This window comes from Streptomyces sp. NPDC002536, from assembly GCF_053594995.1.
The window spans coordinates 1-10804 of the sequence record NZ_JBSFWU010000160.1 but is presented as its reverse complement, the minus strand read 5'-3'; the positions used below and the strand labels follow the sequence as shown (position 1 = coordinate 10804).

General features: G+C 73.0%; 7 protein-coding genes. 5 read left to right on the top strand and 2 right to left on the bottom strand.

The window, feature by feature from the left end; all coding sequences use genetic code 11:
- Window positions 1-451 precede the first annotated feature (451 nt).
- Together ACWD4B_RS33435 and ptsP are read left to right on the top strand one after the other, a co-directional pair.
- On the top strand, window positions 452-901 hold the full coding sequence (locus tag ACWD4B_RS33435) for a PTS sugar transporter subunit IIA (protein WP_451424296.1): 450 nt from the start codon (window positions 452-454) through the stop codon (window positions 899-901).
- A 93-nt stretch (window positions 902-994) separates the two neighbouring features.
- Entirely contained in the window at window positions 995-2665 is a 1671-nt protein-coding gene (ptsP, locus tag ACWD4B_RS33430; RefSeq protein ID WP_336417061.1) for a phosphoenolpyruvate--protein phosphotransferase, read from the top strand.
- 67 nt (window positions 2666-2732) lie between these two features.
- Here ptsP and ACWD4B_RS33425 read toward each other — a convergent pair whose 3' ends face one another.
- Both ACWD4B_RS33425 and ACWD4B_RS33420 read right to left on the bottom strand, forming a co-directional pair.
- Window positions 2733-3617 (bottom strand): hypothetical protein, encoded by an 885-nt coding sequence (locus ACWD4B_RS33425; RefSeq protein ID WP_451424295.1) that lies wholly within the window; start codon window positions 3615-3617, stop codon window positions 2733-2735.
- A 61-nt stretch (window positions 3618-3678) separates the two neighbouring features.
- Window positions 3679-5691, bottom strand: a complete 2013-nt coding sequence (locus ACWD4B_RS33420; RefSeq protein WP_451424294.1) for an acetoacetate--CoA ligase — start codon at window positions 5689-5691, stop codon at window positions 3679-3681.
- 207 nt (window positions 5692-5898) lie between these two features.
- Here ACWD4B_RS33420 and ACWD4B_RS33415 point away from each other — a divergent pair, with 207 nt between their 5' ends.
- The 3 genes from ACWD4B_RS33415 to glpK all read left to right on the top strand — a co-directional run bounded on the left by ACWD4B_RS33415 (window position 5899) and on the right by glpK (window position 10663).
- The gene (locus ACWD4B_RS33415; RefSeq protein WP_451424293.1) at window positions 5899-8289 is read left to right on the top strand and encodes a glycoside hydrolase family 31 protein; all 2391 of its coding nucleotides are present in this window, start codon (window positions 5899-5901) and stop codon (window positions 8287-8289) included.
- Window positions 8290-8296: 7 nt separating this feature from the next.
- Window positions 8297-9076: a M15 family metallopeptidase gene (locus ACWD4B_RS33410; RefSeq protein WP_451424297.1), complete on the top strand. Its 780-nt coding sequence runs from the start codon at window positions 8297-8299 to the stop codon at window positions 9074-9076.
- Between the two features lie 78 nt (window positions 9077-9154).
- Window positions 9155-10663: a glycerol kinase GlpK gene (gene glpK / locus ACWD4B_RS33405; RefSeq protein WP_451424292.1), complete on the top strand. Its 1509-nt coding sequence runs from the start codon at window positions 9155-9157 to the stop codon at window positions 10661-10663.
- The last annotated feature ends 141 nt before the right edge of the window (window positions 10664-10804 follow it).

The window sequence follows — 10804 nt, the reverse complement described above, 5'->3', positions numbered from 1 at the left end:
CTGGCGTTGACTTTTGGCACGCTGTTGAGTTCTCAAGGAACGGACGCTTCCTTTGTACTCACCCTCTCGGGCTTTCCTCCGGGCGCTTCCCTTCGGTGATTCAGACTCTATCAGGACTTTTCCGGCCCCTTCACCACCGCCGTTTTCCGCATATCCAAAAAGACATGCAGGCACACAGCAGCAGATCCGGAATGGATCGTATCCGATGGAGTGCCGCCCTCGCCTTGCCTGCAGATGTCTGCGGGCCTCGGTCGTGGGCAGGGACCCGACAGTACAGCTCCCGTCGGGGCGAGGCAAATCGATTACGGACCGCGATGGGCGACGGGGTGTCACAGGGGGTGCTCGCTCGTGCGGAACCCTCAGTTCCTATGACTTAGGCTGCTGAGTCAGTGCGCCGTCCAGGACAGGTAGTGACGGCGCGTGATGATTCTCCATCCCTGGGAGGCTTCCCATGACCACCGTGACGTCCCCTATCGCCGGACGCGCCATCGGACTCGCGGCAGTGCCCGACCCGGTGTTCTCCGGCGCGATGGTGGGCCCCGGTACCGCCGTCGACCCGGTCCGTGAGCCGGGCGAGGCCGTTTCTCCCGTCGACGGTGTCATCGTCTCGCTGCACCCCCACGCGTTCGTCGTCGTCGACGCGGAGGGCCACGGCGTGCTGACGCACCTCGGCATCGACACCGTCCAGCTCAACGGCGAGGGCTTCGAGCTGCTCGTCAACAAGGGCGACACCGTGACGCGCGGACAGGCCGTCATCCGCTGGAACCCGGTCGCGGTCGAAGAGGCCGGCAAGTCGCCGGTCTGTCCGATCGTCGCGCTCGAGGCCACGGCCGACTCGCTCGGCGGCGTGCGCGAGGACGGCGACGTCAAGACCGGCGACGAGCTCTTCAGCTGGCAGTGAGCCGATTCCGTCCCGCCCGCACGGGCATGGGGACGGCACGTACGACATCCACTGCGGCGGCCGGATCCGCCGCATCAACCGGAGACGGGTGAAATGGAGACAACGCTGCGAGGCGTCGGCGTGAGCCACGGTGTGGCGATCGGCGAAGTGCGGCACATGGGCACGGCGGTTCTGGAACCGCCGGCCAAGCAGATCCCGGCCGAGGAGGCGGAGCGCGAGCAGGGGCGCGCGCGCCAGGCCGTGGAGGCTGTGGCCGCCGACCTCATTGCACGCGGCAACCTGGCCGGTGGCGAGGCCCAGCACGTGCTGGAGGCCCAGGCCATGATGGCGCAGGACCCCGAGCTGATGGCCGACGTCGAACGGCGCATCACGGTCGGCAGCAGCGCCGAGCGCGCGGTGTACGACGCCTTTGCCGCCTACCGTGCGCTGCTGGCCAATGCCGGCGAGTACCTGGCGGGCCGGGTGGCCGACCTGGACGACGTGCGCAACCGCATCGTCGCGCGTCTGCTGGGCGTGCCGATGCCGGGTGTGCCGGACAGCGACGAGCCCTACGTGCTCATCGCGCGCGACCTGGCGCCGGCCGACACGGCGCTGCTCGACCCGACGCTGGTGCTCGGCTTCGTGACCGAGGAGGGCGGGCCGACCAGCCACAGCGCCATCCTGGCGCGGGCGCTGGGCGTTCCGGCCGTGGTGGCGCTGCCGGGCGCGGGCGAGCTGGCCGAGGGCACGGTCGTGGCGGTGGACGGCAGCACGGGCGACATCTTCGTCGACCCGAGCCCGGAGAAGCGTGCCGAGCTGACGAAGGCGGCGGAGGAGCGCAAGGCCGCGCTGGCCGCGTCGTCCGGTCCGGGTGCGACCTCGGACGGTCACAAGGTGCCGCTGCTGGCGAACGTCGGCGGCCCCGGCGATGTGCCGGCGGCGGTCGAGGCGGGTGCCGAGGGCGTCGGTCTGTTCCGTACCGAGTTCCTCTTCCTGGACGACAGCAAGCAGGCGCCGTCCGAGGCCAAGCAGGTCGAGGCGTACCGCAAGGTGCTGGAGGCGTTCCCCGAGGGCCGTGTGGTCGTGCGGGTGCTGGACGCGGGCGCGGACAAGCCGCTGGACTTCCTGACGCCGGCCGACGAGCCGAACCCGGCGCTGGGCGTGCGGGGTCTGCGGACGCTGCTGGACCACCCGGAGGTGCTGCGCACGCAGCTGACCGCGCTGGCCAAGGCGGCCGAGGGGCTGCCGGTCTACCTCGAGGTCATGGCTCCGATGGTGGCCGACCGCACGGATGCGAAGGCGTTCGCGGACGCGTGCCGGGAGGCCGGTCTGCAGGCCAAGTTCGGTGCGATGGTGGAGATTCCGTCCGCCGCGCTGCGGGCGCGTTCGATCCTGCAGGAGGTCGAGTTCCTTTCGCTGGGGACCAATGACCTTGCGCAGTACACGTTCGCCGCGGACCGTCAGGTCGGTGCCGTCTCCCGGCTGCAGGACCCGTGGCAGCCGGCGCTGCTCGACCTGGTCGCGGTGTCGGCGGAGGCCGCCAAGGCCGAGGGCAAGAGCTGCGGCGTGTGCGGCGAGGCCGCCTCGGACCCGCTGCTGGCCTGCGTGCTGACGGGTCTGGGCGTGACGAGCCTGTCCATGGGCGCCGCGTCGATTCCGTATGTGCGGGCCGCGCTGGCCAAGCACACGCTGGCGCAGTGCGAGCGTGCGGCTGCGGCGGCGCGGGCCACGGACACGGCCGAAGAGGCGCGGCTTGCCGCGCAGGCGGTGCTGTCCGGCGAGTGAGCCGGCTGTGACCGTTGCATGACCGTTGAAGGGGTGCCCCACTGGTGTGGTGGGGCACCCCTTCTCGTCATTCGAGGTCGATCTCCGGTGCTTCCGTGTACACGACTCCGTGCTCCGGCGGTACGGGCTCGCCCGTGACGATGTCGGTGCAGTAGGCGGCGAAGACCTCGCCCTCGGTCAGCGGTTTCAGGGTGCCGTCCGCCATGCCCCAGCCGCAGACCCTCTCCACGCCGACGGCGAGGGTGCGCAGGACGATCGCGCCCGGGCGCTCCGCGGTCAGGCCGGCCGCGACGACGGTGCAGAAGACCAGGGCGTCCGCCTCGCCCAGTTCAACGGTGCCGTCCGCGGTGACGTCGACATCGAGCACGCCGACGAGCGGGACCCCGCCCGGGCCGGGGACGGTGCACACGAGGTGGTGCCGTCTGCCCCATCCGAAGGCCTCGACGATCCTGCGCAGGGCGCGGGTGGCCCGGGCGAAGGCGGCCTGGCCGGCGTCCTCGCCGCAGGAGGTGCAGCCGCCGGAGCGGGCGAGGAGGTCGGAGGCGTACTCCCAAGTGGCCTGTTGCGCCGTCTCGTCGACGAGGCGGGGCAGCAGGCGGCGGATGGGCTGGCCCTCGTACGCGACGGTGGTCCCCGCCGCCGCGACCTCGGCCGTGTAGCGGTTGCGGCTGGCGGGGGTGTCCGGGTCGAGGTGCTCCTCCGCGCAGAACTCCTCGTACCCGGCGGGGTCGAAGAGGGCGACGCTGGTGTGCGTGCCCCGGGCGGTGCGGGTGCGCAGCAGCCTTTCCATCTGCCGCAGATACGCTGTGTGGTCGTCGAAGAACGGGAAGCTTCTGTACCGCCTCATGGCGGCGAAGTCGCGTTCGTCGGCCAGCACTGCCACTGTGCCGGTGATTTCCCTGCTCAGCAGCTGTCGGTTCCTGTCCTTGCCCTGGTGCGTCATGTCCGTCATCTCCCCCTCGATGCGAGTGACACCTACTCACTCACCGTAACCAGGGGTACTGACAACCGGCTCAGCCGCGGCGTTCGCGCGCCAACTGCTCGTAGAAGTCCAGGAGTCCGACGTTGTCGACCGAGCCCGGATTGACCGCCTTCTCCAGCGGTGTCCCCTGCAGCAGCCGCTTGACCGGCACTTCGATGCGCTTGCCGGTGAGGGTGTGCGGGACGGCGGGCACCTGGATGACCTCGTCGGGGACGTGGCGCGGGGAGAGCTGTTCGCGGATGGTGCGCTTGATGCGGTCGAGGAGGGCGTCGTCCAGCTGTGCGCCGGGGGCGAGGTGGACGAAGAGGGGCATCCAGTAGCCGCCGTCGGGCAGTTCGACGCCGATGACGAGGGACTCGCGGATCTCGGGGAGGCGTTCGACGGCCTCGTAGATGTCGGCGGAGCCCATCCGGACGCCCTGCCGGTTGAGGGTGGAGTCGGAGCGGCCGTGGATGACGACGGTGCCGCGCGAGGTGAGGGTGATCCAGTCGCCGTGGCGCCAGACGCCGGGGAACATCTCGAAGTAGCTGTCGCGGTAGCGGCTGCCGTCGGGGTCGTTCCAGAAGCGGACGGGCATGGAGGGCAGGGGGGCGGTGACGACGAGCTCGCCGACCTCGTCGACGACGGGTCTGCCCTGCGGGTCCCAGGCCTGGAGGTCGGTGCCCAGGCAGGGGGCCTGGAGTTCGCCGACGTACACGGGCAGGGTCGGCACCGCGCCGGCGAAGCAGCTGCACACGTCGGTGCCGCCGCTGACCGAGGCGATCCACATGTCCGGGGAGACCTCGTCGTGGATCCAGCGGAACCCGTCGGGCGGCAGCGGCGAGCCGGTGGTGGCGACGCAGGCGACGCGGGAGAGGTCGAAGTCGTGGCCGGGGCGGACCCCTGCCTTGCGGCAGGCCATCACGTAGGCGGCGGAGGTGCCGAAGAGGGTGGTGCCGGTGCGTTCGGCGATGCGCCACTGGGCGGCGGTGTCGGGGTGGCCGGGGCTGCCGTCGTAGAGGACGACGGTGGTGCCGGTGAGGAGGCCGGAGACGAGGAAGTTCCACATCATCCAGCCGGTGGAGGTGTACCAGAAGAAGCGGTCGCCGGGGCCCAGGTCGCAGTGCAGGGCGAGCTGTTTGAGGTGTTCGAGAAGAATGCCGCCCTGGGACTGGACGATGGCCTTGGGCAGGCCGGTGGTGCCGGAGGAGTACAGCACCCACAGCGGGTGGTCGAAGGGGAGCTGCTCGAAGACCGGCTCGGTGTCCGCGGCGGTGAGGTCGTCCCACTCCAGCGCGCCCCCGGGGGCGGCGGTGCCGAGCAGCGGGATGTGCACGACGGCGCGCAGCGTGGGGAGTTCGGCGCGCAGTTCGGCGACGACGTCGGTGCGCTCGTGCCGCTTGCCGCCGTAGTGGTAGCCGTCGACGGTGAACAGGACGACGGGCTCGACCTGCTGGAAGCGGTCGAGGACACTGCGGGCGCCGAAGTCCGGTGCGCAGGAGGTCCAGACGCCGCCGACGGCGGCGGTGGCGAGCAGGGCGACGACGGCGTGCGGGACGTTGGGCAGGTAGCCGCTGACCCGGTCGCCGGGGCGGACGCCGAGGCGGCGCAGGGCGGCGGCCAGGGAGCCGACCTGGCGGCGGAGTTCGGCCCAGGTGACGGCCTGCGGCTCGTGGGTCTCGTCCACGTGCAGGAGGGCCGGCTTGTCGGCGCGGGCCGGGTCCTCGGCCGTGCGCAGGGCGTGTTCGGCGTAGTTGAGGGTGGCGCCGGGGAACCAGACGGCCCCGGGCATGCCGCGGTCGGCGAGGACGCGTTCGCAGGGCGTGGAGAAGCGCACGCCGCACCACTCGGCCAGGGCCTGCCAGAAGCGCTCGAGCTCGTCCACCGACCAGCGGTGCAGGGCCGCGTAGCTCGCGGCGGGGTCGCCGGGGACGGGGGCGGGGGCGCCGTGCTCGCGTGCGGCCCAGGCGTGGAAGAGGGTGACCTGGGCACGGGCGATGCGGTCCTCGCCGGGGCGCCACAGGGGCTCGGGTCTGTCGGCGGACTGCTGCGGTGCGGTGGTCATCTGGCTGCTCCCGGCTGTACGCGTCGTGGGCGTCTGCGCGCGCACGGGCGGGGTATGCGCGCGACGCGGCTGTCCAGGACGATGCCATGTGATCGACTCGGGCACCAGGGGTGTCGTTCGGGCACGCGTCGGACACCGGGTCCGGAGGGGGTGAACGGCAGTTGAACGGAGCACGGTCCCGGCGGCGGCGGTGGCAGGGTGAGCAGCATGGACGGTCGTGACCTGGTGCGAACGGTGAGGGCGGTCGGTTCGGCGCAGGGGCTGCGGTCCCTGCGCTCGGCGTGGCGGCACCGGCAGGCGGATGCGGCGGCGCTGCCGCGGCCGGGAGGGGAACGGGCGCGGGTGCCCGGCGAGGCGCTGGGCGCCGACCCCGGGCCGGGCGGCGGGGTGGTGCGGTTCGCGCGGTCGTCGTTGCGGGTGCGGGTGGCGGCGGGGGGTGCGGTGTTCTGCGGCTGGGACGGGGCCGGGCCGGAGCCGTCGTACGCGCTGGCCGGTGCGTGTCCGGAGGCGGACGAGCGGGCGGTGCTGGAGCCGGACACGGACGGCGGCTGGCGGGTGGTGTCGGAGCGGGTGCTGGTGGCGGTCTCGCGGCGGGGTGCGGTGGAGGTGCGCACGCCGGGCGGGGTGGTGCTGCGCCGGGACCTGCCGCCGCGCTGGTGGGAGCCGGTGATCCCCGGACACCCCCGGGGGGCGGCGCGCTGGGTGCAGCGGTCGGAGGTGGCGGCGGACGCGCGGTTCTTCGGGCTGGGCGGCCGGGCGGCCGGGCCGCGGCTGCGGGAGGGCTCGTACCGGCTGTGGAACACCGATCCGGGCGGCGCCTTCGAGCCCGGGGACGATCCGCTGTACATCACGATGCCGGTGCAGCTGGTGGTGGCGGACGCGGGCACGCACCTGGTGTTCCACGACAACTCCTGGGACGGCAGGGTCGCGCTGTGGGAGGGCGAGGAGGGGGCGGGTTCCGGGCACGACCGGCCGGGGCGGTGCGAGGTGCGGATGGACGGGGGGCCGGTGCGCTCGTGGGTGCTGGTGGGCACCCCGGCGCGGGTGCTGCACGGGTGGGCGGCGCTGACGGGCGCGCCCGCGCTGCCGCCGGCGTGGGCGCTGGGGCCGCAGCACGCCCGCTGGGGGTTCGGCAGCGAGCGCGAGGTGCGGCGGGTGGCGGCCGGGTACCGGGAGCGCGATCTGCCGTTGTCGGCGGTGCACTTGGACATCGACCACTACCGGGGCCACCGGGTCTTCACCGTGGACCGCGAGCGGTTCCCGGACCTGCCGGGGCTGGCCGCGGACCTGCGGGCGCAGGGCGTGCGGCTGGTGTCCATCGTGGACCCGGCGGTGAAGGCCGAGCCGGGGCTGGCGGTGTACGACGAGGGGGCGGCGGCCGGCGCGTTCGTGAAGGATGCGCAGGGGCGGGAGGTGCGCGGCGAGGTGTGGCCGGGCGAGTCGGTCTTTCCGGACTTCACCGACCCGCAGGTGCGCTCCTGGTGGGGCGGGCTCTACACGGAACGTCTGGCGCAGGGCTTCTCGGGTTTCTGGCACGACATGAACGAGCCGGTCTCGTTCGCCCCGTTCGGCGATCCGTCCCTGCCGCGTTCGGCCCGGCACGCGCTGGAGGGCCGGGGCGGCGACCATCGCGAGGCGCACAACGTGTACGGGCTGTGCATGGCGCGGGCGGGCCACGAGGGGCTGTGCCGGCTGCGGCCGCGGGAGCGGCCGTTCCTCTTCTCGCGCTCGGGCTGGGCGGGGATGCAGCGCTACGGCGGGACGTGGTCGGGCGACGTGGCGACGGGCTGGCCGGGGCTGCGGGCGTCGCTCGCGCTGGTGCTGGGGCTGGGGCTGTGCGGGGTGCCGTACTCGGGGCCGGACGTCGGGGGGTTCACGGGGTGGCCGTCGCCGGAGCTGTACCTGCGCTGGTTCCAACTGGGCGCGTACCTGCCGCTGTTCCGCACGCACTCGGCGATGACGGCCGGGCGCCGGGAGCCGTGGGAGTTCGGGCCGGAGGTGCTGGAGCACGCGCGGGCGGCGCTGCGGGAACGGATGCGGCTGCTGCCGTACTTCGTGACGCTGGCGCACCTGGCGCACCGCACGGGGGCGCCGTACGTGCGCCCGGTGTGGTGGCGCTCGCCGGAGGACCGGGCGCTGCGCGACTGCGAGGACGCATTCCTGCTGGGTGATGCGCTGCTGGTGGCGCCGGTGCTGGAGCGGGGTGCGGACCGGCGGGCGGTGCGGCTGCCGCGCGGGCGGTGGTACGACGTGGCGACGGGGCGGGCGCACGAGGGGCCGGGTCAGGTGCTGCTGGACGCCCCGTTGTCGCGCATCCCGGTGCTGGTGCGGGCGGGTTCGGTGGTGCCGGTCGCCTCCGGCGGCGAGGGGCGGGTGGAGCTGGAGGTGTGGCCGCCGGCTCCGGGGCGCACGGGCGGCGGGGTGCTGGTCGTCGACACGGAGCCCGGCCGAGGGGCGGCGGAGGTGGTGCGCTTCACGACGAAGTGGCGTGACGGGTCGGTGGTGGTGGGGCAGGAGGGGATGCCGGAACCGGCGTACCCGGTGCGGTTCCGGGGTGTGCCGGATGCTTCCCCCGGCACCGTGGACCCTGGTATCTGAAATGAGCATGCCGACCGTACCGCGACTGTCCGTCGCCCTCGCAGCTCTGGTGCTGTTCCTCTCCGTGCTCCTTCCGGCAACGGCGCAGGCGGCGCCGGCCGGGCACCTGCCCAGGGGCTTCGTCGAACTCGCCGACGTCGACCCCACGATCGTCCAGGAGATCCGCTACGCCACGGTGCACAACTTCACCGGCCATCGTGTCGACGGCTACCTGCGGCCCCGCTGCATCCTCACCCGCCCGGCCGCCGAGGCCCTGCACCGGGTGCAGCGCAGGCTGCGGCCCGCGGGGTACACGCTCAAGGTCTACGACTGCTACCGGCCACAGCGGGCGGTGAACGACTTCGTGGCGTGGGCGAGGGACCTGGACGACGTGCGGATGAAGGGCGAGTTCTATCCGCGCGTGGACAAGTCCCGGCTGTTCGAGGACGGTTACATCGCGGCGAAGTCCGGGCACAGCCGGGGCAGCACGATGGACCTGACGGTCGTGCGCCGCCCGGCGCGTCCGACGCGCCCGTACGTGCCCGGTGAGCCGCTCGTGCCCTGCTATGCGCCGAAGGCCCAGCGCTTCCCCGACAACTCCGTCGACATGGGCACCGGTTACGACTGCTTCGACACGCTCGCCCACACCCTCGACCCGCGCGTCACCGGCCGGCAGCGGGCGAACCGGCTGCTGCTGAAGTCCGCGATGGAGCGCGCGGGTTTCGTCAACCTCGCCGAGGAGTGGTGGCACTACACGCTGCGGAACGAGCCGTTTCCCGACACGTACTTCGACTTCCCCGTTTCCTGACGTATCCGGCCTTGACGCTCCAGCGGGCCCGCAGAACACTGCGCGGTGCCATTGCCGCGCCGCTCTCCGGGAGGGGTCATGACGGGCCCGTACGTCGCCGCGATCGATCAGGGCACCACCTCCAGCCGCTGCATCGTCTTCGACAGCCGGGGTGCGGTGGTCGCCGTCGACCGGCGGGAGCACCGCCAGATCCTGCCGCAGCCCGGCTGGGTGGAGCACGACGCGGCGGAGATCTGGGCGAAGGTCCAGGCCGTGGTGGCCGGGGCGCTGGCCGCCGCGGGGCTGCGGGCCGACGAGCTGAGTGCGCTGGGCATCACCAACCAGCGCGAGACGACGGTCCTGTGGGACCGCGCCACCGGCAAACCGGTGCACAACGCCGTCGTCTGGCAGGACACCCGCACCTCGGCGCTCTGCCGTGAACTGGGCGGCGCCGAGGGGCAGGACCGGTTCCGCCGGACCACCGGCCTGCCGCTGGCCAGTTACTTCTCGGGGCCGAAGGCCGCCTGGCTGCTGGACCGGGTGCCGGGGCTGCGGCGCCGGGCGGAGAACGGCGAGATCGCCTTCGGCACCGTCGACTCCTGGCTGATCTGGAACCTGACGGGCGGCACGGATGGCGGGGTGCACGTCACCGACGTCACCAACGCCTCGCGCACGCTGCTGATGGATCTGGAGACCCTCCAGTGGGACCCCGCGATCCTGGAGGCGATGCGGATCCCCGAGGCGGTGCTGCCGGAGATCCGCTCCTCCGCCGAGGTGTACGGCCGGGCCGTGGGCCGGCTCGCCGGGGTGCCGGTGGCCTCCGCACTGGGCGACCAGCAGGCGGCGGTGTTCGGACAGACCTGCTTCGGGGTGGGCGAGGCCAAGAACACCTACGGCACCGGCAGTTTCCTGCTGCTGAACACCGGCTCCCGGCCGGTGCCGTCCAAGAGCGGGCTGCTGACGACGGTGGGCTACCGGCTGGGCGGCGCGGCGCCGGTCTACTGCCTGGAGGGGTCGATCGCCGTCACGGGTTCCCTGGTGCAGTGGCTGCGCGACCGGCTGGGCCTGATCCGGTCCGCGGACGAGATCGAGGCGCTGGCCGCGAGCGTGCCGGACAATGGCGGCGCCTACATCGTGCCGGCCTTCTCGGGCCTGTACGCGCCGTACTGGCGCCCGGACGCCCGCGGGGTGATCACCGGTCTGACGGCCTACGTCACCCGGGCGCACCTGGCGCGGGCCGTGCTGGAGGCGACGAGCTGGCAGACGCGCGAGGTCGTGGACGCGATGGTGCAGGACTCCGGGGTGCCCATCACGGCGCTGAAGGTGGACGGCGGGATGACCGTCAACTCGCTGCTGATGCAGCACCAGGCGGACGTGCTGGGGGTGCCGGTGATCCGGCCGGTGGTCTCCGAGACGACGTGCCTGGGCGCGGCCTACGCGGCCGGGCTGGCCACGGGCGTGTGGCAGGACCTGGACGAACTGCGGGCGCACTGGCGGCCGGACGCCTCGTGGCGGCCCCGGATGGCGACGGAGGCGCGCGAGCGGGAGTATCGCCAGTGGCGGAAGGCGGTGGAGCGCACGTTTGGCTGGTGCGAGGGCGCCCCGTGAGGGGCGCGGGGAACTGCGCGCTCAGCCACGACGCGCCTGCAGCCGAGGCGCTCGGGGCTTCGGCCCCGGACCCCTGGGGGTGGTGCGTCGGCTGCGGGCCGGTGGGGGCTTGTCGCGCAGTTCCCCGCGCCCCTGACGGGG